At 38.7% G+C, this 23,832-nt stretch carries 25 protein-coding genes; 21 read left to right on the top strand and 4 right to left on the bottom strand.

Annotation, left to right across the window (positions count from 1 at the left end; all coding sequences use genetic code 11):
• The first annotated feature begins 4 nt into the window (after positions 1-4).
• The 17 genes from ACMX9J_RS13295 (at position 5) to ACMX9J_RS13215 (ending at position 16,028) form a co-directional block, all read left to right on the top strand.
• Positions 5-655: a SpoIIIAH-like family protein gene (locus ACMX9J_RS13295; protein ID WP_223268967.1), complete on the top strand. Its 651-nt coding sequence runs from the start codon at positions 5-7 to the stop codon at positions 653-655.
• Positions 656-1,007: 352 nt separating this feature from the next.
• Positions 1,008-1,514, top strand: a complete 507-nt coding sequence (gene accB, locus ACMX9J_RS13290; protein ID WP_013059145.1) for an acetyl-CoA carboxylase biotin carboxyl carrier protein — start codon at positions 1,008-1,010, stop codon at positions 1,512-1,514.
• A 12-nt stretch (positions 1,515-1,526) separates the two neighbouring features.
• Positions 1,527-2,879 carry an acetyl-CoA carboxylase biotin carboxylase subunit gene (accC, locus tag ACMX9J_RS13285; RefSeq protein WP_028411593.1) on the top strand — a complete coding sequence of 451 codons (1,353 nt, stop codon included), beginning with the start codon at positions 1,527-1,529 and terminating at the stop codon, positions 2,877-2,879.
• 29 nt (positions 2,880-2,908) lie between these two features.
• The gene (locus tag ACMX9J_RS13280) at positions 2,909-3,310 is read left to right on the top strand and encodes an Asp23/Gls24 family envelope stress response protein (protein WP_013059143.1); all 402 of its coding nucleotides are present in this window, start codon (positions 2,909-2,911) and stop codon (positions 3,308-3,310) included.
• Between the two features lie 221 nt (positions 3,311-3,531).
• Positions 3,532-3,924: a transcription antitermination factor NusB gene (nusB, locus tag ACMX9J_RS13275; RefSeq protein ID WP_013059142.1), complete on the top strand. Its 393-nt coding sequence runs from the start codon at positions 3,532-3,534 to the stop codon at positions 3,922-3,924.
• Positions 3,925-4,008: 84 nt separating this feature from the next.
• Positions 4,009-5,349 carry an exodeoxyribonuclease VII large subunit gene (gene xseA / locus ACMX9J_RS13270; RefSeq protein WP_416225839.1) on the top strand — a complete coding sequence of 447 codons (1,341 nt, stop codon included), beginning with the start codon at positions 4,009-4,011 and terminating at the stop codon, positions 5,347-5,349.
• A 3-nt stretch (positions 5,350-5,352) separates the two neighbouring features.
• Positions 5,353-5,586 (top strand): exodeoxyribonuclease VII small subunit, encoded by a 234-nt coding sequence (locus ACMX9J_RS13265; RefSeq protein WP_013059140.1) that lies wholly within the window; start codon positions 5,353-5,355, stop codon positions 5,584-5,586.
• Positions 5,586-6,482: a polyprenyl synthetase family protein gene (locus ACMX9J_RS13260; RefSeq protein WP_033579711.1), complete on the top strand. Its 897-nt coding sequence runs from the start codon at positions 5,586-5,588 to the stop codon at positions 6,480-6,482. Before ACMX9J_RS13265 ends, ACMX9J_RS13260 begins: the two co-directional genes overlap by 1 nt.
• Before the next feature lie 320 nt (positions 6,483-6,802).
• Positions 6,803-8,704 (top strand): 1-deoxy-D-xylulose-5-phosphate synthase, encoded by a 1,902-nt coding sequence (gene dxs, locus ACMX9J_RS13255; protein ID WP_033579712.1) that lies wholly within the window; start codon positions 6,803-6,805, stop codon positions 8,702-8,704.
• Positions 8,701-9,528: a TlyA family RNA methyltransferase gene (locus tag ACMX9J_RS13250; protein WP_028411589.1), complete on the top strand. Its 828-nt coding sequence runs from the start codon at positions 8,701-8,703 to the stop codon at positions 9,526-9,528. The genes dxs and ACMX9J_RS13250 overlap by 4 nt, the downstream gene beginning before the upstream one ends.
• A gap of 161 nt (positions 9,529-9,689) precedes the next feature.
• Positions 9,690-10,139 carry a transcriptional regulator AhrC/ArgR gene (ahrC, locus tag ACMX9J_RS13245; protein WP_013059136.1) on the top strand — a complete coding sequence of 150 codons (450 nt, stop codon included), beginning with the start codon at positions 9,690-9,692 and terminating at the stop codon, positions 10,137-10,139.
• A gap of 16 nt (positions 10,140-10,155) precedes the next feature.
• A complete protein-coding gene (gene recN, locus ACMX9J_RS13240; protein ID WP_028411588.1) occupies positions 10,156-11,883 on the top strand; it encodes a DNA repair protein RecN in 1,728 nt (575 codons plus the stop codon).
• 182 nt (positions 11,884-12,065) lie between these two features.
• Entirely contained in the window at positions 12,066-13,346 is a 1,281-nt protein-coding gene (gene spoIVB / locus ACMX9J_RS13235; protein ID WP_028411587.1) for a SpoIVB peptidase, read from the top strand.
• A gap of 227 nt (positions 13,347-13,573) precedes the next feature.
• Positions 13,574-14,362 carry a sporulation transcription factor Spo0A gene (gene spo0A, locus ACMX9J_RS13230; protein WP_013084985.1) on the top strand — a complete coding sequence of 263 codons (789 nt, stop codon included), beginning with the start codon at positions 13,574-13,576 and terminating at the stop codon, positions 14,360-14,362.
• Between the two features lie 368 nt (positions 14,363-14,730).
• Positions 14,731-15,261, top strand: coding sequence for a DUF2247 family protein (locus ACMX9J_RS13225; protein WP_416225838.1), 531 nt, complete (start codon positions 14,731-14,733; stop codon positions 15,259-15,261).
• Positions 15,262-15,285: 24 nt separating this feature from the next.
• Entirely contained in the window at positions 15,286-15,660 is a 375-nt protein-coding gene (locus ACMX9J_RS13220; RefSeq protein WP_416225837.1) for a hypothetical protein, read from the top strand.
• Between the two features lie 41 nt (positions 15,661-15,701).
• Positions 15,702-16,028 carry an Imm8 family immunity protein gene (locus tag ACMX9J_RS13215; RefSeq protein ID WP_176343428.1) on the top strand — a complete coding sequence of 109 codons (327 nt, stop codon included), beginning with the start codon at positions 15,702-15,704 and terminating at the stop codon, positions 16,026-16,028.
• On the opposite strand, the gene ACMX9J_RS13210 is transcribed toward ACMX9J_RS13215, so the two are convergent.
• The 3 genes from ACMX9J_RS13210 to ACMX9J_RS13200 form a co-directional block, all read right to left on the bottom strand.
• Positions 15,993-16,244: a hypothetical protein gene (locus ACMX9J_RS13210; protein WP_416225836.1), complete on the bottom strand. Its 252-nt coding sequence runs from the start codon at positions 16,242-16,244 to the stop codon at positions 15,993-15,995. The two genes, ACMX9J_RS13215 and ACMX9J_RS13210, sit on opposite strands and share 36 nt — an antisense overlap.
• A 112-nt stretch (positions 16,245-16,356) precedes the next feature.
• On the bottom strand, positions 16,357-17,688 hold the full coding sequence (locus ACMX9J_RS13205) for a peptide MFS transporter (RefSeq protein WP_033579713.1): 1,332 nt from the start codon (positions 17,686-17,688) through the stop codon (positions 16,357-16,359).
• A gap of 313 nt (positions 17,689-18,001) precedes the next feature.
• Entirely contained in the window at positions 18,002-18,154 is a 153-nt protein-coding gene (locus ACMX9J_RS13200; RefSeq protein WP_064504589.1) for a YycC family protein, read from the bottom strand.
• A gap of 124 nt (positions 18,155-18,278) precedes the next feature.
• Here ACMX9J_RS13200 and ACMX9J_RS13195 point away from each other — a divergent pair, with 124 nt between their 5' ends.
• A complete protein-coding gene (locus tag ACMX9J_RS13195; protein WP_014458256.1) occupies positions 18,279-19,007 on the top strand; it encodes a glycerophosphodiester phosphodiesterase in 729 nt (242 codons plus the stop codon).
• Between the two features lie 12 nt (positions 19,008-19,019).
• Here ACMX9J_RS13195 and ACMX9J_RS13190 read toward each other — a convergent pair whose 3' ends face one another.
• A complete protein-coding gene (locus tag ACMX9J_RS13190; protein WP_028411584.1) occupies positions 19,020-19,271 on the bottom strand; it encodes a DUF2627 domain-containing protein in 252 nt (83 codons plus the stop codon).
• A gap of 175 nt (positions 19,272-19,446) precedes the next feature.
• Between ACMX9J_RS13190 and ACMX9J_RS13185 the strand changes: the two genes are divergently transcribed.
• The 3 genes from ACMX9J_RS13185 (at position 19,447) to bcd (ending at position 23,782) form a co-directional block, all read left to right on the top strand.
• Positions 19,447-21,516 carry a sigma-54 interaction domain-containing protein gene (locus ACMX9J_RS13185; protein WP_154973106.1) on the top strand — a complete coding sequence of 690 codons (2,070 nt, stop codon included), beginning with the start codon at positions 19,447-19,449 and terminating at the stop codon, positions 21,514-21,516.
• A 238-nt stretch (positions 21,517-21,754) separates the two neighbouring features.
• On the top strand, positions 21,755-22,666 hold the full coding sequence (gene yqiS / locus ACMX9J_RS13180; protein WP_028411582.1) for a phosphate butyryltransferase: 912 nt from the start codon (positions 21,755-21,757) through the stop codon (positions 22,664-22,666).
• Between the two features lie 12 nt (positions 22,667-22,678).
• A complete protein-coding gene (gene bcd, locus ACMX9J_RS13175; RefSeq protein WP_013059125.1) occupies positions 22,679-23,782 on the top strand; it encodes a branched-chain amino acid dehydrogenase in 1,104 nt (367 codons plus the stop codon).
• Positions 23,783-23,832: the final 50 nt, after the last annotated feature.

Genomic DNA, 23,832 nt, shown 5'->3' with positions numbered 1-23,832 from the left:
GGAAATGAATATGTTATTAAAAAAGCAAACGGTTTGGTTATTAACAATGTTAAGTTTAGTTGTTGTGTTATCGGTGTACTATATGACAACGCCAGAAAATCCTCAGAGTAATGTTGCGCTAGTAGACAATGAAAAACAAAGCGAAAAACAGGCTGATGACAAGGCTCCTGCAGAAGATACAAAACAACAGGCAGATGAGAAATCAGGAACAAAAGAAGATTCAAAAACCGAAGGCTCAGCAGAAGATGTAAAAAAGGAAACGGCTAAAAATGCAAAAGAATCAGCGGTTGTATCAAGCACAGATAGCGACGAGCTATTTACGGCGCTCCGCTTGGAATTAAATGATGAAAGAAGTCAGCTGAAAGAAGAGTATCAGGAAGTAGCGGCATCAAAAAATGTAACGCCTGCAGAAGTAAGCAAAGCGATGGATAAAATCGATGAATTATCAAAGCTCGGGGAAAAAGAAGCAACGCTGGAAACATTAATTAAAGCAAAAGGATACAGCGACGCGCTAGTAAGAGCAGATGGAAAACAAGTGCAAATTACCGTTAAGACAGAAAAACACTCAAAAACAAAAGCCAATCAAATCATTCAGCTAGTCAAAAAAGAAATGGGTCCAAAAGAAGTAGCGGTAGAGTTTCAGCCAACTAAATAAAGGGAATAAAAGAAGTGTAAAACAGCCGCAAATTGGGGTTGTTTACACTTCTTTTTTTATGAAATGACTAAAATCTAAGCGAGACGGGAAAAATTTTAACATGGCTTTCTTTTTTTACTTCGGTTATAATAGGTTTCATAATCTTATATTAGTACTAGGTGACAAATGTTTTCATAAGTATTGTCATCTGTAAAGCTATGTTTCCATTTATAAAACAATAACGCTAAAAAGTTATTATAGAGTAAGTGGAACTTCTTTTTAATGTTTGCCAAACGAATTGAATGGCTGTAGCCATTTATCGTATTATTAACATTGTAGAGAATTCTATTTTCATGAGGTAGGAGTGTTCAATATGTTAAAAATTCAAGAGATCCGTGAGATCATTAAACTAGTTGATCAATCATCAATCGAGGAGTTCACCTATGAGCACGAAGGCTCCAAAATCAAGATGAAGAAAAAAGACGCAATTGTTTCCAAACAAGCGCAGCAAGTAGTGGTTTCGGCACCTGAACAAGCAGCAGCACCTGCACCGCAGGCAGCAGCGGCTCCAGCGCCAGCCCCAGCAGCACAGTCTGCTCAGCCAAAAGAAGAACAAGCGGCCCCAGCGGTTGATGAAAGCTTACATAAAATTACATCTCCGATGGTAGGGACATTCTATGCGTCATCATCGCCAGAATCAGATGTATACGTAACGCCTGGAGATAAAGTACAAAAAGATTCGGTTGTATGTATCGTAGAAGCAATGAAATTATTTAATGAAATCGAAGCAGAAGTTAAAGGTGAAATCGTTGACGTATTAGTTGAAAATGGACAACTTGTAGAATACGGTCAACCTCTTTTCTTAGTAAAGCCTGAATAAGGAGCGGTAAATATGATTAAAAAGCTATTAATTGCGAATCGAGGAGAAATTGCGGTTCGAATTATTCGAGCGTGTAAAGAGTTAGGTGTAGAATCAGTAGCTGTTCATTCTCAAGCTGATCGCGACTCTTTGCATGTACAATTAGCAGACGAAGCGTATTGTATTGGACCAACGTCATCTAAAGACAGCTATTTAAACTTTACAAATATTATGAGCGTTGCGATGCTAACGGGCTGTGACGCCATTCACCCTGGATATGGCTTTTTAGCTGAAAACGCTGATTTTGCAGAGCTATGCAGAGAGTGTAACGTTACATTTGTAGGACCAAGTCCGGAAGCCATTAACAAAATGGGAACAAAAGACGTAGCGAGGGAAACGATGCGTGAAGCCGGTGTCCCAATTGTTCCTGGTTCCACTGGAATTGTAGAGTCAGTGGAAGACGGTATGTCAATCGCTAATGATATTGGCTATCCTGTTATTATTAAAGCAACGGCAGGAGGCGGAGGAAAAGGAATCCGCGTTGCGAAAAATGAACAAGAGCTTATTAAAGGTATTACAATTACGCAGCAAGAAGCTGCTACAGCTTTCGGTAACCCTGGTGTGTACATTGAAAAGTTCATTGAGGATTTCCGTCACGTTGAGATCCAAGTGTTGGCTGATTCTCATGGAAATACTGTACATTTAGGAGAGCGTGATTGCTCGATTCAACGCCGTCTTCAAAAATTAATTGAAGAAACGCCTTCTCCAGCGTTGGACGAAAAAACGCGTGAATTAATGGGCGACGCTGCTGTTAAAGCCGCTCAAGCCGTTAATTACACAGGAGCCGGAACCGTGGAATTCATTTATGATTATCGTGAAAACAAATTTTACTTCATGGAAATGAATACGCGTATCCAAGTAGAACATCCTGTTACAGAGATGGTGACAGGAGTTGACTTAATTAAAGAACAAATCAACGTGGCAAATGGTGAAACTTTACCGTTTACGCAAGAAGAAGTGACGTTTAACGGATGGGCAATTGAGTGCCGAATCAACGCAGAAAACCCAGAGAAAAACTTTATGCCATCACCAGGTACGATTCAAATGTACTTGCCGCCAGGTGGCTACGGAGTGCGCGTAGACTCTGCTGCATACCCGGGCTATGCAATCCCACCTTACTATGATTCAATGGTGGCTAAATTGATTGTTCATGCGCCAACTCGTGAGGAAGCTATTGAACGAATGAAGCGCGCGTTAGATGAATTTGTTATCGATGGCGTTGCGACCACTATTCCTTTTCACCAAAAGCTATTAAATCATGAAAAATTTGTTAGCGGTGAATTCAACACGAAGTTTCTTGAGCTATATGACGTAATGAATTCTTAGTATAATATAAACTATAGGAGGTGCTGTACATGAATGAAAATCATGTATTAGAAATGGAAGAACACCCAAATTCTCTTGGCAAAGTAGAAATTGCTCCTGAGGTTATTGAAGTCATTGCGGGTATTGCTGCTTCTGAAGTAGAAGGCGTTTCTGCAATGAGAGGAAATTTTGCAGCTGGCGTTGTGGAGAAACTAGGAAAGAAAAACCACGGTAAAGGTGTAAAAGTGGACTTAACAGAAAACGGGATAAAAGTAGACGTGTTTTGTATGATGAAGTTTGGTGTGTCTATTCCAAACGTAGCGCAGCAAGTACAAGATAACATTCGTCAAGCCCTTAAAAATATGACAGCTATTGATCTCGATGAAGTAAACATTCATATCGTAGGGATTCAGTTTGATACGCAAAAAACTGATATTGAAGAAGTTGAATAAAACAAACGTTTACCTAACGGCTGTTGCTAAAATGGAATAACGTATGATTACTTGTTCCTTTTCAACACAAGCTATGGTAAAGTGAAAAAGACTGTCTCGTCATAAAGACGGTCTTTTTCGTGTTCTACAAACTTCGTATAAGAACAATCAAGTATCGTTTCATAAACTATGCTATTATCTAGGTATACTAGTTGAAGAAGATAAATAAAGGAGCAAAAATAATGAAAAGACATACAGCACGCCAAAAAGCATTACAAGCACTATTTCAGCATGATTTAGGGCAAACCGAGCCAATGGAGGCAATCGGAAATGTTGTACAAAACGAAAAGTCTGATCAATTTTTAGAAAGTCTTGTGCTAGGTGTAGTTGAGCATCAGCAAGAAATTGATGAACTTTTACGCAATCATTTAGAAAAATGGACGTTAGACCGCGTAGCTACTGTAGACCGCGTAATCCTGCGTATTGCCGTATACGAAATGAAGTATGAAGAAGAAATTCCTACGAGCGTTACGTTAAATGAAGCGATTGAATTAGCAAAAACATTTGGCGATGATCAATCAAGCAAGTTTATCAACGGCGTATTGTCTAAAGTGTTAACAACTTTATCTAAATAAACGTTCATCTTGCCAAATCAAGTGACTAAAATGCTTCTCTCCTTTATATAAAGGGGAGAGGGTGACTGCAAAGGAGGCAAAATGATGAGTGAAGTGCGTTATCTAACCGTTACGGCTCTTACACGATACATCAAGCGCAAGTTTGACGTAGACCCTCACATGCAAGATGTATGGATTAAAGGAGAAATTTCTAACTTTAAACGTCATAGTCGAGGACATATGTATTTCACCTTAAAAGATCAAAATGCTCGTATCGCAGCCGTTATGTTTGCTGGGCATAACCGTCAGCTTAATTTTCAGCCTGAAGAAGGAATGAATGTACTGATTCGAGCTGAAATTTCGGTTTATGAACCAAGCGGAAATTATCAAATGTACGTAAAAGAAATGCAGCCTGACGGCGTTGGAAACTTATACTTGGCCTACGAACAGCTGAAAAAAAAGCTGGAAAAAGAAGGCTTGTTTGATCATGCTAGAAAACGAAAACTTCCGAAGTATCCAACAACAATAGGTGTGATTACATCTCCTACTGGAGCCGCCGTACGTGATATTATTACGACATTAAAGCGCAGATATAACGCGAACATTATTGTTATGCCCGCTCTTGTTCAAGGAGTGAATGCGGCACCGTCTATCATCAAGGCAATTGAAGAAGCAAACCGTCGTAAAGAAGCAGCCGTATTAATTGTCGGCCGCGGCGGCGGGTCAATTGAAGAGCTTTGGGCGTTTAACGAAGAAAGCGTAGCTCGTGCAATTTTCACTTCTACTATTCCCGTTATTTCAGCGGTTGGACATGAAACCGATTTTACAATTGCAGACTTTGTAGCAGATTTGCGAGCCCCTACTCCAACGGGTGCTGCGGAGCTGGCCGTACCTCATATCAGTGAAATTACAGAAAGATTGACTCAGCGAAATATCCGTCTTCTTCGTTCGATGAAAGAGATGCTTCAGTCTAGTAGCCGCAGGCTTGAACGATCTCAGAAATCATATGCTTTTCGTTATCCTCAAAAGTTGGTCGAGCAAAAAGAGCAGCAGTTAGATCAGCTGATGGAGCGTTTTTATCGTGAAGGTAGAAGGTACATTGAGCATAAACGGACGAACTACGAGCAGCTAACAGCCGCTTTGTTGCGCAATCACCCCGAGCATCAGTTAACGAAAGCGGCAGACCGTCAACAGCAGCTGACGAAAATGCTGACAAAAGAGATGCAGCAGCTGCTAAAGCAAAAACAGCTTTTATTTGCCACGGCAACGTCAAAATTACATACGCTTAGTCCATTAAAAACAATGGAAAGAGGCTACAGCTTAGTATACGATAAAGAAAAAGAGTTAATTAAATCAACCAAACAAGTATCCAAAGGTGATGTGGTAAACGTTCGTTTGACCGATGGACAGTTGCAGTGTGAAGTTTCGAAAATAGAGGAGCGATGAAAAATGGCGACAAATAAAGAGTATACGTTTGAAGAGGCGATGGAGCAGTTAGAAACCATCGTAAACAAGCTAGAAGAAGGCGACGTGCCTTTAGAAGAAGCAATTCAACAATTCCAAGAAGGAATGACTCTTTCAAAATTCTGTCACGATCGTCTTCAGCATATTGAAAAGCAAATGGAAACTATTTTACGTGAAGACGGAACGCTTGAGCCATTCTCGGTACAGGAGGAAGAGTGATGGTGAATGAAATGAATTTAAAAGAGTATATTTCTTTTACAAAAGATCGAGTAGAAACACGCTTGCCTGAAGTGGTAAAGGCATTACATGCTCCGGTTAACTTAAAGGAATCCATGCTTTACTCGCTTACGGCAGGAGGAAAGCGACTTCGCCCAGTGCTGTTGTTTGCAACGCTACATGCATTTGGAAAAGACGAGAGCATGGGATTAGAAACAGCCTGTGCAGTGGAAATGATTCATACATATTCGCTCATTCATGATGATTTACCTAGTATGGATGATGACGACTTAAGAAGAGGTAAACCGACAAATCACAAGGTGTACGGCGAAGCAACGGCTATATTAGCTGGAGATGCTCTTTTAACAAATAGCTTTCAGCTCATTTCTGAAGCGGTACATCCTGAAATTACATCACATATGAAACTTCAGCTCATTACAGAACTGGTAAAAGCAAGCGGAACAGAAGGTATGATCAGCGGACAGGTTGCAGATATGGAAGGTGAAAAAAAGCAGCTCACGCTAGATGAGCTTGAATATATTCATCTTCATAAAACGGGGAAGCTGCTAGGATTCTGTGTAAAAGCAGGAGCAATTCTTGCAAAAGCTACGCCTCTACAGCAAGAATTATTAGAAGAATTCAGTAAGCATGTAGGGTTAGCGTTTCAAATTCAAGATGATATCTTGGATGTGGAAGGGTCTGAAGAAAAGTTAGGAAAGCCAATTGGCAGTGATACAGAAAATGAAAAAACGACATATCCTTCTTTATTAGGTATGGAAGCGGCCAAAGAAAAGTTACAGTATCATGTTGAACAAGCACTTCTCTCGTTACGTCAAGCTCAAATTAAGCACGGATTACTAGAAGAAATTTGTTTATATATAGCAAAACGTGATAGTTAATGACGATTTCTGTCAGGTTTTTTGAGTGATACAGTAAAATAAGATTGAGTCCCAATAGGGGCTATGCTATAATGATTTTACTACTGTATAAAAGCGTAGTGCATAGGTTTGAAAGACATATACAATATCTTGGTGGCCGTTATCACATTTGTGTTAGCGGCTATTTTTTCACTATTTTCCTTTGAATATCACTGGTTTACTGATAGAATATCAAAGGTATTGTAAGTAATAAGGAAATACTAAAAATTGACTATACGTATAAAACAATAGACAATGTATTAAGGTAACTTTATAACAAGTACGAAAGTGAGTGATCCACCTTGGATCTTACAACGATAAAAAATCCTGAGTTTTTAAAGAAAATGTCAGTAACACAATTAGAAGAACTAAGTGAAGAGATTCGTCGTTTTTTAATTACAAAGCTTTCTGCAACTGGTGGTCATATAGGGCCAAATTTAGGGGTTGTTGAGTTAACGCTTGCACTCCATAAAGTGTTCGACAGTCCAAAAGATAAATTTTTATGGGACGTCGGGCATCAGTCGTATGTCCATAAAATTTTAACAGGACGAGCGGGAGAGTTTGATACAATCCGTCAATATAAAGGATTATGCGGTTTTCCAAAGCGAGATGAAAGTGAGCATGATGTATGGGAAACGGGACATAGTTCTACATCTCTTTCAGCCGCAATGGGAATGGCTGCTGCAAGAGATTTGCAAAAAACAAAAGCTCACATTGTTCCTATCATTGGTGACGGAGCTTTAACAGGTGGTATGGCTCTTGAAGCGCTTAACCACATCGGGCACGAGCAAACGGATATGACCGTTATTTTAAATGACAATGAAATGTCTATCGCTCCTAACGTCGGGGCTGTACACAGCATTCTGGGGCGTTTGCGCACGGCGGGCAAATACAACTGGGTAAAAGATGAGCTTGAAGTTCTACTGAAAAAAGTGCCTGCGGTAGGCGGTAAGCTCGCGGCAACGGCAGAACGTGTAAAAGATGGCCTAAAGTACATGGTTGTGTCAGGCATGTTCTTTGAAGATCTTGGCTTTACGTATTTAGGACCGGTTGACGGCCATAGCTATGACGATTTATTGGAAACGTTACAATATGCAAAGAAAACAAAAGGACCGGTACTTATTCATGTGATTACGAAAAAAGGGAAAGGGTACTTGCCAGCGGAAAGCGATAAAAGCGGAGCGTGGCATGGTACAGGCCCTTACAAAATTGAGTCCGGTGACTTTATTAAAGACAAAAATGTTCCGATTGCTTGGAGTAAATTAGTAAGTGATACGGTATTGAAAATGGCTAGAGAAGATGAGCGTATCGTAGCAGTAACGCCAGCAATGCCTGTAGGTTCAAAACTTGAAGCGTTTCAAAAAGAGTTTCCGCATCGCATGTTTGATGTTGGGATTGCAGAGCAGCATGCAACAACAATGGCCGCTGGTCTTGCAACTCAAAATATGAAGCCCTTTTTAGCTATTTATTCGACGTTTTTACAGCGTGCATACGATCAAGTGGTTCATGATATTTGCCGTCAGAAGCTAAATGTATTTATTGGGATTGATCGAGCTGGACTAGTAGGTGCTGATGGTGAAACGCACCAAGGTGTATTTGACATTGCGTTTTTACGTCATTTGCCTAACCTTGTTATTATGATGCCAAAAGACGAGAATGAAGGTCAGCACATGGTTCACACTGCTTTGACTTATGAAGAAGGTCCGATTGCGATGCGCTATGCGAGAGGAAACGGATTAGGTGTTGAACTAGATTCAGAACTGAAAAACATTCCGATCGGTACATGGGACGTATTAAAAGAAGGTTCGGATACAACCATTTTAACGTTTGGTACAACGATTTCAATGGCGATGGATGCAGCAGCAGAACTTGAGAAGCAAGGAATCAGCGTCAAAGTGGTCAATGCTCGTTTTATTAAACCGCTGGATGAAAAAATGCTTCACGAGATTTTCCAAACGAATAAGCCTGTGATTACGGTGGAAGAAGCGGTACTTCAAGGCGGTTTTGGAAGTGCGGTGTTAGAGTTTGCATCAGAGCACGGCTATTATGATACTCGCGTTGAACGTATGGGTATTCCAGATCGCTTTATCGAGCACGGCAGCGTAACAAAACTTTTAGAAGAAATTGGCTTAACCAAAGAAGAGATTATAAATCGAGTTAAAAAACTCGTAACACCAACACAAAAGAGGCTTGAAGTTAAGTGACAAAAAAAGAACGAGTAGATGTATTATTAGTAGAACGAGGTTTGATTGAAACAAGAGAAAAAGCAAAGCGTACAGTGATGGCAGGACTTGTTTATGCGAATGAAGTCCGTTTGGATAAGCCGGGAGAGAAAATTGAACGTGATACGCCGCTGACAATTAAAGGTGCAGTGATGCCTTACGTCAGCAGAGGCGGCTTTAAGCTTGAAAAAGCGATTAAAGAATTTAATGTCCATGTAGCGGATAAAATCATGATTGATATTGGTTCTTCTACTGGAGGCTTTACCGATTGTGCGCTTCAAAATGGAGCGAAGATGTCCTATGCGCTAGACGTAGGCTATAATCAGCTAGCTTGGAAGCTTCGTCAAGATGAGCGAGTAGAAGTAATGGAACGAACAAATTTCCGTTATGTGACACCAGCTGATTTATCAAGAGGCTTGCCTGAATTCGCTTCTATTGATGTATCGTTTATTTCCTTAAGACTCATTCTCCCTGTGTTAAAAACACTTCTTGTTCCATACAGCGATGTTGTTGCACTTGTTAAGCCACAGTTTGAGGCTGGAAGAGAGCAAGTTGGGAAAAAAGGAATCGTGCGTGACTCAAAAGTGCATGAAGAAGTCCTTCAAGGAATGGTGGATTTCTCCCTTCGTCAAGGATACGATGTATATAACATGTCGTATTCACCGATAACAGGAGGAGATGGAAATATCGAATTTCTTCTTCATCTGAGCTGGAAAGGCGAGCGTGAACTTGGTGAAAATCAAGCTCCGCTTACTGTGCGTGAAGTGGTCGAAGAAGCACATAAGACGTTAAAAGAGAAAAAGTAATAATGGCCAATGTTAAGCAAAAACTTAGCATTGGCGATTTGATTATGACTCTTTATACAAAAGGTGCATAATCAAGTTGAACACATTATGATACTTAATTAGTGAAAGACTTATAAACAACAAAACAAAAAGAAGATTACATATTAATGTGAGGTGCCAACATGAATAAAGGGCAAAGACATATTAAAATTCGTGACATTATCACGAATAATGATATTGAAACACAGGATGAATTGGTAGATATTTTAAAAAACCAAGGTTTTAATGTAACACAGGCAACAATCTCTCGTGATATTAAAGAACTGCACTTAGTCAAAGTGCCTTTGATGGACGGACGATACAAATACAGCTTGCCTGCAGATCAGCGTTTTAATCCCTTACAAAAGTTAAAGCGCTCTCTTATGGACGCATTTGTAAAAATTGATTCAGCCGGGCATATGCTGGTGATGAAAACATTGCCGGGAAACGCAAATGCGATTGGCGCATTAATTGATCATTTGGACTGGGATGAAATATTAGGAACAATTTGTGGAGACGATACATGTTTGATTATTTGCCGTACTCCTGAAGATACGCAAATTATATCAGACCGATTCTTAGAAATGTTATAAAGGTGAGTGAAGCAGGTTGTTAGCTGAATTATCCATTAAAAACTTTGCGATTATTGATGAACTTTCTGTTTCATTTGAAAAAGGCTTAACGGTATTAACAGGCGAAACAGGAGCGGGAAAGTCGATTATTATTGATGCCATTTCATTGTTAGTAGGTGGAAGAGGCTCTTCGGAGTTTGTCCGCCATGGAACAGACAGAGCCGAAATTGAAGGGCTTTTCTTATTTGATGAAGAACAGCATCCGAGTCACGAAAAAGCCAAACAAGTCGGTTTGGAAGTGGAAGATGGAATGATTGTGCTTCGCCGAGATATCACTACAAATGGGAAAAGTATTTGCCGTATCAATGGGAAGCTCGTAACGTTAGCTATCCTACGTGAAGTCGGACAGACGTTAATTGATATACATGGACAGCACGAGCACCAAGATTTAATGAATCAAGATCGTCACTTAACTCTTCTTGATCAATATGGAGGAGAAAAAGTAGAAGAGGCTTTGACGGAGTATCGAGAGGTATTTTCGAGGTATACGTCGCTAAAAAAGCAGTTGGATCAATTAACTGAAAATGAGCAGCAGATGGCACATCGCCTCGATCTTATTCAATTTCAATTAGATGAAATCAAAGCCGCAAATTTGCAGCTCAATGAAGACGAGGAACTAAATGAAGAGCGTTTGAAGATTTCCAACTTTGAAAAGATCTATACGTCGCTAAACGATGCGTACAATGCGCTGCACGGTGAACATCAAGGTCTGGATTGGGTAGGCGTAGCAATGAATCATACGGAGGATATTTCGTCACTGGAAAAAAACTATGCCGAAATTTCGGAGATTATTTCATCGAGCTTCTATCAGTTAGAAGACGCATCTTATAAAATTCGTCAGCAGCTGGATTTATTAGAATTTGATCCGAAACGCTTAGACTTTATTGAAGCGCGTTTAAATGAAATTAATCATTTAAAGCGTAAATACGGTCAAAGTGTAGATGAAATTCTAGAATATGCAGCGCAAATTGAAGATGAAATTGATCGTATTGAAAATCGAGATACGCACGTGAGCAAGATCAAAGAACAGTTAAACAGCGTAGCACAGGATTTATTAGTAGAAGCTAACAACGTTTCAGCTATTCGAAAAAAACTTGCTCAGGAGTTAACGGACAGCATCCATCATGAGCTTCAAGAACTCTATATGGCTAAAACCGTATTTCAAATTAAATTCTCTGTCGTAAATGCAGGTAAAAATGACGTTGAAGTAAATGGCGAAAGAATAAAATTCACCAAAGACGGCATTGACAACGTAGAGTTTTATATTTCTACCAACCCTGGTGAACCGTTAAAGCCTCTTGCGAAAGTAGCATCAGGCGGAGAACTGTCAAGGATCATGCTGGCGTTAAAGAGCATCTTCTCTAAGCATCAAGGCGTGACGTCCATTATCTTTGATGAAGTTGATACAGGCGTAAGTGGAAGAGTAGCTCAATCGATCGGTGAAAAAATACATGCCATTTCCGTTGATTCGCAGGTTCTTTGCATATCTCATTTGCCGCAGGTAGCAGCTATGGCAGATACTCATCTCTTTATTGCTAAAGAGATAAAAGGTGATCGTACAACGACATCTGTTCTTCCATTAACTCTTGATGAAAAAGTAAAAGAAATTGGTCGAATGATTGCAGGAGCTGAAATTACAAGCTTAACGAAGGAGCATGCCAAAGAGCTTTTAGATTTAGCGGATAAGATGAAGCAGACCATTTAAAAAAACACCTTTTAACACGTAACAGTATGTGTTAAAGGTGTTTTTTTATACAAAATGGAGGAACTGAAAATGTTTCCTTGCACTTCTTTTCATTTTTCTCTGAACTTCTGTTATAAATGCGCTCTAAGAAGGCTAAATTAAATGTGTAGCCATTTAGGCGAGGAAGCGAGGAGAGTGAAAACATGCAAAATCGATACAGACATATAATTGGTGCGATTCTCCTTGTTTCGTTCATTTTTGTAGGATTTATTCCAGTTGTGCAACAATATATACACATTCCAAAACAAATCGTCTTATTTGAACAGCAAAAAGAAAAAATTAATACGACATTACCGCTTAGCGTAGAAGCTTCATCACCTGTTTACGATGTAACAAGTAACAAGGCGAAGCTGACCGTAGCAGGCAAACAGGTAGGCAAAGAAGAGTTGATGCTTCATTTGGCCGGTATTCCTGTAAAGCGTGTAGACGTGCAGGTATTATCTGATTTTAAAGTCATTCCTGGTGGACAATCAATCGGTGTGAAATTAAATTCAAAAGGTGTTCTTGTTGTAGGCTATCATCAGGTAGATACAGCAAAAGGTAAAAAATCTCCTGGCGAAATTGCGGGTATTCAAGTTGGAGATATGATTACGAAGATTAATGGTAAAACCATTGAAAAAATGAGTGATATTACACCGTTTATTCAGCAGGCAGGGAAAACGGGTGAACCATTAAATCTGCATATTTTAAGAGAAAAAAAGCAGTTTGACACGAAGCTGTATCCGTTAAAAGATAAGCAAGATTATGCGTACAGAATCGGTTTATACATCCGTGATTCAGCTGCAGGAATTGGCACAATGACTTTTTATGATCCAAAATCTAAAAAATACGGCGCTTTAGGCCATGTTATTTCGGATATGGATACAAAAAAGCCAATCGTAGTAGAAGATGGACAAATTGTCCGTTCGACCGTTACATCAATTGAGAAAGGTTCGAACGGCGTTCCCGGCGAAAAGCTAGCGAGGTTTTCTGAAGATAGACAAATCATTGGAAATATTACACGAAATAGTCCTTTCGGTATTTTTGGAAAATTGTCTTCAACGATGGAAAACGGAATAATGGATAAAGCAATGCCAATTGCTCTATCTCATCAAGTAAAAGAAGGACCTGCTAAAATTCTAACGGTAGTAGATGATGATCAAGTGGAAGAATTTGATATTGAAATTATGAGTACTATACCTCAAAAGTTTCCGGCTACTAAAGGAATGGTTATTAAAATTACAGATCCTAAATTGTTAAAGAAAACAGGTGGAATTGTTCAAGGAATGAGCGGGAGTCCCATTATTCAAAACGGTAAAGTCGTTGGAGCGGTTACCCATGTTTTTGTAAATGATCCTACCTCCGGTTACGGTGTCCATATTGAATGGATGCTTAACGAAGCAGGAATCGATATTTATAAAAATAATCGAAAAAAAGCGAGCTAATGTTGTCATTAGTTCGCTTTTTTTGATAAAAATTATTGTCGTAAATGTACGAGAAAAACGTCGAAAAACAAAGAAAATAAGAGAAAATCGAATAAATTCCATTTAAAAGACTTTTTTCTAAAAAAATAAAGGAAATAATGTTGCATTGTCGAATTTGTCCTTTAGAATAAAGAATAGAGACACGTAGGAAACGACGTATAACATAAAGGACTGAGGAGGAAGCTGCATTGAAAAAAATTAAAGTATGCTTGGTTGATGATAATCGGGAACTAATTGGTTTGCTTGAAGATTATATTTCAGAGCAAGAAGACATGGAAGTAATCGGAGTAGCTTACAATGGACAAGAGTGTTTATCCATTTTAAAAGATAAAGATCCGGATGTTCTTGTATTAGACATTATTATGCCGCATCTAGATGGATTAGCAGTTTTAGGTCAGTTAAAAGAAATGAAAAAAGAAAATTATCCAAATGTCATCATGCTAACAGCATTTGGGCAAGAAGACGTAACGAAAAAAGCGGTTGATTTAGGAGCTGCTTATTTTATTCTAAAGCCGTTTGATATGGAAAACTTAGTGAATCATATTCGTCAAGTTAGCGGACAAACATCTTCATTTATGCAACGTTCATCTTCTTCCATGCGTTCGCATCGCGACAGCAAACCAGCAAATTTAGATGCAAGCATTACGAGCATCATTCACGAAATTGGTGTACCTGCTCATATTAAAGGCTATTTATATTTGAGAGAAGCCATTTCAATGGTATATAAGGATATTGAGCTGCTTGGGTCGATTACAAAAGTGCTGTATCCTGACATTGCAAAAAAATACAATACAACAGCAAGCCGCGTTGAGCGCGCCATTCGTCATGCCATTGAAGTAGCATGGAGCCGAGGGAACATTGATTCTATTTCTTCATTATTCGGATATACTGTCAGCATGTCAAAAGCGAAGCCGACAAATAGTGAATTTATCGCCATGGTTGCGGATAAATTACGCCTTGAACATAAAGCGAGTTGAAAGGGATAGGACTGCTGGAATTACGGGGTTTTGAGTGAGCTGATACCTTTTGTAATACAGAGTACATGCCGATAAACTTTTGGAATTTACACTAGATATTAAACTGAAAACCAATAAACTTTTTACTGCAGGGCCGATGAATTTTAATCATTCATGGGTCCTTTCATTTTGTTTTAAGAGTTGGAAATAGGGAGGTTAAGGGAATGTACTTCTGGTTTCTCTTCCTACCAATAGTGTTGTATTTTATTGAAATAATTTATGTAATTGTTATGATGGATTTGAGTTTGGAATAAAAAAATCGGCATTTATAGCAAAGCACATCTCACTAACCGAAAAGATTAACCAATGAAATTTCTGAAGGTGATTAAATGAAATATAGTATTGAGGTATTAAAACAACAAAACATTCCTTATAGTTGGGATACGTTGTATGTAGGTTTGGAAATAGGAGTTATAGATTATAAAGATTTGATGCATTATGCAATTGAATACTTAGAGGTGGTTCCTGATGTAGAAGATACTAACATTCTTGAGCTTGCATGGGGATTTGAAGAAACAAATGATAAAAGAGTATTAATAGGAATACTGAAAGAATGTAATATGGAAGAGATTTTACAAGAAGGAGATAAGTTTGAAGGCGAAACAAGAAAGTGGAGGTATGGGATACTAGAATCATTGAAAAAATCCTATCGAGATGATGTGTCGACATTACTTAAAGCTGTTGCTGAAGTGTATGCTGATTGTCAATACCCTAGTGAGATGAAAAGTTTTATCTACTATCTTCCTCCAGATGATGAATATTGTCCCGAAAAGCATTCTGACATTGAAAATACCAATCGATTAGTTCTTAATTTAAATAGTTTTTTGGAACGTGAAAAAAACTATTTTAAAACCTCTTAAATTTTGAGCCCATGAGGTGATTCGATGAACTATTTTGCTAAAATAAAGAACCTAAATGAAAATTTGGAACAAGAAGTTACGTTAGATATAAACGGTGTAGTATTTACAGCATTTATTGATATTTGTCCGTATGAAATTAAAGAAGGACAGCGTTATCCAGTAAGTATAGGTTTTACAATGATCTATGATTTACGTGTCCGATTAAATGCAAATAGACTCAAAGAGTTAGAGAGAGTTGGGGAAGCATATATGTATGTGATTCGAGGAATTGTTAGGGAAGGTTTTATCGATGCAGGTCTACATATAATAGATGAAGACGGTTATTTAGATAATTATCCTGAGGTCATGGGTAAATACGCAGAAATGAAGGTAGATCGACTTGGCGTCGAGTTTTTATAATGAACAGGAGTTTATTGTTTACTAATGAGGAGTTGAATACCATGATGATGGTTAAAGCCCTTACTGTCATTCATGAAGAGTGGGGAGAAACATTTGAAGATTTTTGTATTTATTATCAATTAGACGTTGGTTTAGAAGGTGTTGAAGGAGCTTCAGATATGTTTTCGTTTGAAGTTATTAGTCCTGCAAGACTGCACAACATCATTGACGATGTTAAAATTGGTCGTGGATACCTGATAATGAAGGACTATGATCAAAATAAAGTAGAACAAACTGTGAAAAGGCTAGTAGAAATAAGCAGCGAAAAAAATTTTGAAGATGCATTAAGAAATTTATCTAACTATTTTAGATGGGATATGGATAAATAAATGATAAAAAAGAGGCTGGGACATAATGAGATGAATCCAATCTAAAGAAGGACAAATGGGAGACATGAGCTGAACCGCTTGAGACACCGCCATTAATTTCCGTGCAAGCCTTCGCTTTCCGCGGGCGGACGAGGAGCCTCCTCGTCGCTTACGCTCCTGCGGGGTCTCATCTGTTCCGCTTTTCCCGCAGGAGTCTTCGTCTTGCCCTCCAATCAACGGCTAGAAGAATTCGAACGGGTGAAACCTACGTTTACCACAACAAAAAACGAACCACTCATCAACATGGTTGATAAATGGCTCGTTTTTCACTTCGTCTAACATACTTTTTTTAATCCATTAATTTAGCAATCGGTTTTGAAAGGAACAAAACAATAATTCCAAGTACAATTGTTACAGCTCCGATTAAGCTGAAGATGTCGAAATAACCTAACGACTGTGTATAAGATGCAAGAACACCCGCTAGCTTATTAGCAACAGCAGAGCTTGCCATCCATACGCCCATTAAAAGAGAAGCAAGCTTTAATGGAGCCAGTCTACTTACCATAGACAACCCTACTGGCGAAATCATAAGCTCAGCCAGCGTGTGCAGGAAGTAAGTGAAAATCATGAACAGGATATTTACTTTTAAAGCTGGGTCATTACCAGTATACATAACGGCTGGAATTAAAATTAAGAATCCTAATCCGACTGTTACAAGTCCCATACCCATTTTTGTTGGTGTTTTAAAATCACCGCGTTTTGAATTTCCTAGCTTGTACCAAACAAGTGACATAATTGGTGCTAAAATCATGATAAACAGTGGATTCAATGATTGGAACCACTCTGTTGGAACCGTAAAACTACCGATTTGACGATCAATTTGATCTTGAGCATATAGCGTTAAAGAACTTCCAGCCTGTTCAAAAGCTGTCCAGAAAGCAATAACAACGAAAGCTAGAATAACGATAGCAACCGTTCTTTTCTTTTCTCGTGCTGTCAGCGGAGCAGTTGATGTTTGAGATGCTGCTGCATGAACTTTTCCTGTAGGCTCTTTCCCAATATCACCTAAATAGCGATTAGCCAGTAGGTTAAATAAAATTTGTCCAACAACCATTCCGATAGCTGCTGTTAAAAATCCGTATTTATAACTCATTAATCCAACAACTAATGGGGCGAAAAATGCACCAAAGTTAATACCCATATAAAAAATGGTAAAAGCACCGTCACGGCGAGGATCATTTTCTGCATAAAGATCTCCAACCAATGTGGAGATATTTGGTTTGAAAAATCCGTTTCCGATAATTAATAAAGCAAGTCCGATATACAAAGCGGCTACGCTTTGATGAATGAAGATGGAAAAATTCCCGAGTGCCATAATCACACCACCGATTGTGATGGCTAGCCTTCTTCCGAGGAAGCGGTCTGTTAAATATCCGCCAATCATCGGCGTAATGTAAACAGCACTAGTGAATGTTCCATATAAGCTCAGTGCAGTTGCTTTATCTACCCCGAGTCCACCTTGAGCAGCGGTAGCAGTTAAATAAAGAACCAGAATGGCTCTCATTCCATAATAACTAAACCTTTCCCATGCCTCAGTCGCGAATAATAAGTACAGTCCAGGAGGGTGTTTTTTCCTAGACTCATTTGGCTGCTGATTTTCGTGTTGTACAGCTGCTTGCATAATGAAGTCCCCCTAAAATTTCTCTCATACTATTTAATTCTTTTATTTGAATTGATCAAAAAATCAGAATATAAGTACTGGAATAAATATAATGTATTTTTATTTTAGTAGAAAAACAATAATTTCGTCAATGAAATTATATGGAAAAATCAAAAAATAATTAAATATACACAAAAAAGTATTAAATTACTTATTTAAAAGCATTTTTAAAAATACATTTATATTATTAAATATTCTAATATATGTTATGGAAAATGAAGTAAGAAAGTAATACTATTTTTGGAAACGAAAATTCGAAAGAAAAAAGGATCTGTTATTCAGATCCTTTTTTATCTTCGCCCGCATTTAATTCAGCAAGCTTCTGCAGCAAAATATGCTGAGGCATATGCATCAATTGCTCGAGGGGGATATTTAATTGTTCTGCTAATTTTACGGCTGTATCCGGAGAAATTTGCAGTGGTCTCATACACAACGACCTCCTTTTGCATATAAAGTAATGAAAGTGAAGAAGTATAAACAGTAAATTCGTGCTTTCACTATTAAGTAATGCTAAAGTTAATAATAAGTGATAATAGAGGAGTTGAGCAAGTATGTTTGTAATAGGTCATCGCGGCGCAGCTGGAACGTTTCCTGAAAATACGATGATTTCCTTCAAAGAAGCAGCGAGAGTCGGAGCACACGGAATTGAACTTGATGTGCATATGACAAAGGATGGAGAACTTGCTGTAATTCATGATGAAAAAGTAGATCGAACGACGAATGGAAAAGGGTATGTAAAAGATTTTACGTATCAAGATTTACAAAAATTAGATGCGAGCTATAAGTTCAAAAAAAAGTACGGGGTATGTAAAATTCCCATGTTAAATGAAGTAATGGAGTGGGCTTCAAGTGAAGGAATTAGTGTAAATATTGAGTTGAAAAACAATATATTTGACTATCCATACTTAGAAATGAAAGTTTTAGATTTAATTTATTTATACAAGATGAAGGATCGAACGATGATTTCATCTTTTAATCATAACAGCTTAGCCCGAATTGGTTCTTTGGATTCTACGATTGAAACAGCTATTTTATATTCTTATCCGATGTATGAGCCTTGGGTATATGCGCAGCATCTTGGCGCAAAAGCTCTTCACCCTAATCAGCGTACCGTGAATGAAGTAAATGTAGCCGCTTCAAAAGATTGTCAAATTCCAGTGCGACCTTACACAGTAAATGATGTAAAAGTAGCTGAGCAGCTTCGGAAATATGGATGTGAATCCATTATTACTGATTATCCTGAAAAAATGGTGAAGCAATTTGGGGGACGCTTTTCGTAAAAAAACATCGCATTAATGCGATGTTTTTTTATCTTTTTGAAATCTGTTTTGAACTTTGTTTCGCTTGCGGTCTCTGTGCAGAATAAAGCCAGCAACAAATCCAAGGCCGATTACAAATAACAGAAGGCCGACTGAAAATTGCAAAAATAAAGAAGGGAACGGGGATTGCAGGATGCCAAAAATCATATCTCTCATAAGTTTAATGCCATATCCAGCGAGTATACCAGGAATAAGTAAGATTAGCAGGGCAATAATTCGAACCATAGCTTCTCCTTTCGCTTCTCTTTTTTAAAATGAATGCGTTTACATTATAAAACCGTTATACTTGAATCATAAAAGAACTAAATAAATTGTCAAGAGCGTTTCTTTTTTTATATGATAGGTATATGCAATATTTTGCACGGAATATGTACATATTAAGTAGAAAAGGTGAAAAAATATGCAAAAAGTGTTGATCGTTGGAGGAGGAAAAGGCGGATTAGCTATTCTGAAAATCTTGTTGGAAACAGAATTTATGAAAGTGATTGGTGTAGTAGACGTACGAGCTGACGCGCCGGCTGTTTTGCATGCGCAAGAACAAGATATTTCAACTGGAATGAATTGGGAGCCTTATATGACAAAGCAGCTCGATGTTATTGTTGAAACAACAGGTAAACAAGGTGTTTTTCAACAATTGCAGAGAAGCAAACCTGCTGATGCACTGGTAGTTCCGGGATTGGTTGCTGAAATTATGGCCAATCTGATGGAGGAAAAAGAAGAGTTAATTCAGCGGTTAAAGCAAGAATCGTATAAATATGATCTTATTTTTAACGCGGCTCATGATGCGATGGTCGTGATTGATAAGAATGGATATATTACGCTATTTAATCAAAGCGCCGAGCGTTTGACGAACTTTTCACACAGAGATGTAATTGGTAAGCATCTTCATGAAGTTATTCCAAATAGTAAACTTGTTGATGTTCTTCATACAAAAACGATTGATCAAAATAGTGAATTTGTGTTAGATAGCGGACGGAAGGTCATTACGACTAGAATACCAATACTCGACGAGAATAGAGAGCTGTTTGGTGCCTTTTCGATTTTTAAAGATATTACGGACGTTGTCGGATTGGCAGAAGAAGTTACGAACTTAAAAGAAGTACAAACTATGCTTCAAGCTATTATTCAATCTTCTGAAGAAGCTATTTCGGTTGTCGATGAAGAAGGAAGAGGGATTTTAATTAATCCTGCTTATACGAGAATTACGGGTTTAAAAAAGACGGATATTATTGGTCAGCCCGCGACTGCCGATATCTCTGAAGGAGACAGTATGCACATGAAGGTGCTGCAAACAAGACGTCCTGTTCGAGGTGTAAGAATGAGGCTTGGTCCGAGTAAAAGAGACGTAGTTGTGAATGTTGCCCCCGTTATTGTCGATGGAAAATTAAAAGGCAGCGTTGGAGTTATTCATGATATGTCTGAAATTCAAGAGCTTACAAATGAACTCAAAAGAGCGCGTCAAATTATCCGAACGCTTGAAGCGAAATATTCATTTGCTGATATCATTGGTCAGTCTGAAGAATTTCAGTTAGCAATTGAGCAGGCTAGACTTGCTGCTAAAACACCAGCTACTGTTTTGCTTAGAGGTGAATCTGGGACGGGTAAGGAGCTGTTTGCACATGCGATTCATAATGCGAGCAGCCGAAAGTTTAATAAATTTGTTCGGATCAACTGTGCTGCACTTTCTGAGTCTTTGCTTGAAAGTGAACTTTTTGGGTATGAAGAAGGAGCTTTTTCCGGGGCAAAACGAGGCGGAAAACGAGGTGTTTTTGAAGAAGCCAATAACGGTAGCATCTTTTTGGATGAAATCGGGGAGCTTTCAGCTCATATGCAGGCTAAGCTGCTTCGAGTGCTTCAAGAAAAAGAGCTTATTCGCGTTGGAGGCACGACCCCTATTCCGGTGAATGTTCGCGTGATTGCAGCTACGAATGTGAATTTAGAAAAAGGAATGGCTGATGGAAGCATCAGACAGGACTTGTATTATCGGCTAAACAAAATTCCGATTCACATACCTCCTCTTCGGAAGAGAAAAGAGGATATTGGAGCGCTTGTTACACACTTAATTACAAAAATTAATCAAGATTACGGCCGACATGTTGAAGGGGTAACAGAGCGGGCCTTACAATCATTGAGATCATACGACTGGCCAGGAAACGTCAGAGAGCTTGAAAACATATTAGGAAGAGCTATTATTTATATGCACTATACGGAAACAATGATTGATTCTGTTCATCTCCCTTCACTTGAAGGCAAGGGCAAAAAAGAAAAAAATCAGGCGAATGAAGAGGTAGTATTCGAAGGGAAGACTTTAGCGCACATGATGGAAAATTATGAAGCTGAACTTATTCAAAAAGTGCTGATTGCAAACAAGTATAACCGAACGAAAACAGCAAAACAGCTCAATATTTCCCTGCGTTCTCTGTATTATAAGTTGGAAAAATACAATCTTGCAAATAACAGCATGCAATAAAATGCATGGTGTGCAAGTTATTGCATATAAATAGAGAGGTATTCTTTTTTTCTGTTTGTCGTTAGAATCAATAAAAAAAAATTTTTGTGCGTAGAAACGGATATAAGCAGCTATATTATGTAATATATGCAGAGTGTGGCACAAATCTTGCATATATTTTAAGTGACTGCATAAACGCGCAGTATGCTCTTTAAAAAGGGGCAAAAGAAAGAATGAAAAAGGAGAGGTCGAACATTCCATGACTCTTGCTACCATCTTATCTCGGGTTGCTAAGCAGTCTTCTTTGACTGTTGCTGTTGCTGCAGCTGAAGACTTAGAAACAATTGAGGCAGTGTATGAAGCTGTGTCAAGGGAAGTTTCTGAATTTATTTTGTTTGGCAACGAAACAACAATTAATGAATTATTCAGGCAGTACCGCCCATCCTTACTCACTCATAAGGCTGTGACGGTCGTACATACGGAGTCCGTTTTAGAAGCGGCTCAATTGGCTGTGCGTTCAGTTCAGCAAGGTCAAGCTCATATCGTAATGAAAGGGAATTTATCCACATCGCTTATTTTAAAAGCTGTGTTAAATAAAGAGCATGGTTTGCGTACGGGAAATGTTTTATCACATGTAGCTGTGTTTGATGTTCCTCACTATGACCGCCCTATTCTTGTAACAGATGCAGCTATGAATATTACGCCATCTCTGGAAGAGAAAGTTCAAATCATTCAAAACGCGGTGAACGTTGCTCACTCGATTGGGATAGAGGTTCCAAAGGTAGCTCCTGTTGCAGCGGTTGAAGTTGTGAACCCTTTGATGCCTGCCACAGTAGAGGCTGCACTTCTTACACAGATGAACCGCAGAGGACAAATTAAAGGCTGCGTTATTGATGGACCTTTAGCACTCGACAATGCCATTAACATAGAAGCAGCCAAGCAAAAAGGCATTCAAAGTGAAGTTGCCGGTCAAGCAGATATATTACTCGTTCCAGCAATTGAAACAGGGAACGTCTTATATAAATCCCTTATTTATTTTGCTAAAGCAAAAGTTGGAGCTATTCTAGCGGGGGCAAAAGCTCCGGTCGTCTTAACATCCAGAGCAGATTCATCAGAAAGTAAATTATACTCACTGGCGCTTGCTATCAGCGTCGCTCAACAGAATTCTTAGGAGGCACTAACAATGAAAATTTTTGACTATATGGAAACATACGATTATGAGCAGTTATTATTTTGCCAAGATAAAGATTCAGGCTTAAAAGCCATTATTGCGATTCATGATACAACAATTGGACCAGCTCTAGGCGGTACGAGAATGTGGACATATGAATCAGAAGAGGCTGCAATTGAAGATGCGCTTCGTTTATCACGCGGAATGACTTATAAAAATGCAGCAGCAGGCTTGAATTTAGGAGGAGGAAAAACGGTTATTATCGGAGATCCTCGCAAAGACAAAAATGAAGCGATGTTCCGTGCATTTGGCCGCTTTATTCAAGGGTTAAATGGTCGATATATTACAGCAGAAGATGTGGGCACAACGGTAGAGGATATGGATATTGTATATGAGGAAACGGATTATGTAACGGGTGTATCTCCTGCCTTCGGTTCATCAGGCAATCCATCACCAGTCACAGCCTACGGCGTATACCGAGGAATTAAAGCAGCAGCAAAAGAAGCATTTGGAACAGATATGCTTGAAGGAAAAGTAGTAGCTGTCCAAGGTGTAGGAAACGTAGCATATAATTTATGCCGCCACCTTCACGAAGAAGGGGCAAAACTTATTGTAACGGATATTAATAAAGAAGCTGTTCAGCGTGCGGTAGAAGAATTTGGTGCGCAAGCAGTAGACCCAAATGATATTTATGGTGTAGAATGTGATATCTATGCTCCTTGTGCACTCGGAGCAACGATTAACGATGAAACGATCCCTCAAATAAAAGCAAAAGTTATTGCAGGGGCAGCTAATAATCAATTGAAAGAAACGCGTCATGGTGATTTAATTCATGAATTAGGCATTGTATATGCACCGGACTATGTTATTAATGCAGGAGGCGTTATTAACGTAGCTGATGAGCTAGTTGGATATAACCGTGAGCGTGCGCTGAAAAAAGTTGAAGGTATTTATGATAATATTGAAAAGGTAGTTGAAATCTCAAAGCGAGATGGCATTCCAACCTATCTAGCAGCAGATCGCTTAGCTGAAGAAAGAATTGAAAAGCTGCGTCGTTCACGCAGTCAATTTTTACAAAATGGACAGCATATTTTAAGTAGACGTCATACGCGCTAATGTTTGAGCTGAAGGCTAGGCAAAAGGAATAAATGAAATCCTTTCGACCT

It is taken from the genome of Priestia sp. RMT2NF4 (assembly GCF_047872835.1).
Lineage (GTDB): Bacteria > Bacillota > Bacilli > Bacillales > Bacillaceae_H > Priestia > Priestia zanthoxyli.
This window is presented reverse-complemented; position numbering and strand designations above follow the sequence as displayed.

Excerpts from the sequence above, each read along its gene's own strand:
- nusB (WP_013059142.1), top strand. The coding sequence starts at position 3,532 with ATGAAAAGACATACAGCACGCCAAAAAGCATTACAAGCACTATTTCAG.
- xseA (WP_416225839.1), top strand. The coding sequence starts at position 4,009 with ATGAGTGAAGTGCGTTATCTAACCGTTACGGCTCTTACACGATACATC.
- accC (WP_028411593.1), top strand. The coding sequence starts at position 1,527 with ATGATTAAAAAGCTATTAATTGCGAATCGAGGAGAAATTGCGGTTCGA.
- ACMX9J_RS13205 (WP_033579713.1), bottom strand. The coding sequence starts at position 17,688 with ATGCAAGCAGCTGTACAACACGAAAATCAGCAGCCAAATGAGTCTAGG.
- ACMX9J_RS13220 (WP_416225837.1), top strand. The coding sequence starts at position 15,286 with ATGAACTATTTTGCTAAAATAAAGAACCTAAATGAAAATTTGGAACAA.
- accB (WP_013059145.1), top strand. The coding sequence starts at position 1,008 with ATGTTAAAAATTCAAGAGATCCGTGAGATCATTAAACTAGTTGATCAA.
- ACMX9J_RS13280 (WP_013059143.1), top strand. The coding sequence starts at position 2,909 with ATGAATGAAAATCATGTATTAGAAATGGAAGAACACCCAAATTCTCTT.
- bcd (WP_013059125.1), top strand. The coding sequence starts at position 22,679 with ATGAAAATTTTTGACTATATGGAAACATACGATTATGAGCAGTTATTA.
- ACMX9J_RS13215 (WP_176343428.1), top strand. The coding sequence starts at position 15,702 with ATGATGATGGTTAAAGCCCTTACTGTCATTCATGAAGAGTGGGGAGAA.
- ACMX9J_RS13265 (WP_013059140.1), top strand. The coding sequence starts at position 5,353 with ATGGCGACAAATAAAGAGTATACGTTTGAAGAGGCGATGGAGCAGTTA.
- ACMX9J_RS13260 (WP_033579711.1), top strand. The coding sequence starts at position 5,586 with ATGGTGAATGAAATGAATTTAAAAGAGTATATTTCTTTTACAAAAGAT.
- ACMX9J_RS13195 (WP_014458256.1), top strand. The coding sequence starts at position 18,279 with ATGTTTGTAATAGGTCATCGCGGCGCAGCTGGAACGTTTCCTGAAAAT.
- ACMX9J_RS13200 (WP_064504589.1), bottom strand. The coding sequence starts at position 18,154 with ATGAGACCACTGCAAATTTCTCCGGATACAGCCGTAAAATTAGCAGAA.
- ahrC (WP_013059136.1), top strand. The coding sequence starts at position 9,690 with ATGAATAAAGGGCAAAGACATATTAAAATTCGTGACATTATCACGAAT.
- spoIVB (WP_028411587.1), top strand. The coding sequence starts at position 12,066 with ATGCAAAATCGATACAGACATATAATTGGTGCGATTCTCCTTGTTTCG.
- yqiS (WP_028411582.1), top strand. The coding sequence starts at position 21,755 with ATGACTCTTGCTACCATCTTATCTCGGGTTGCTAAGCAGTCTTCTTTG.
- ACMX9J_RS13295 (WP_223268967.1), top strand. The coding sequence starts at position 5 with ATGAATATGTTATTAAAAAAGCAAACGGTTTGGTTATTAACAATGTTA.
- ACMX9J_RS13185 (WP_154973106.1), top strand. The coding sequence starts at position 19,447 with ATGCAAAAAGTGTTGATCGTTGGAGGAGGAAAAGGCGGATTAGCTATT.
- ACMX9J_RS13225 (WP_416225838.1), top strand. The coding sequence starts at position 14,731 with ATGAAATATAGTATTGAGGTATTAAAACAACAAAACATTCCTTATAGT.
- ACMX9J_RS13190 (WP_028411584.1), bottom strand. The coding sequence starts at position 19,271 with ATGGTTCGAATTATTGCCCTGCTAATCTTACTTATTCCTGGTATACTC.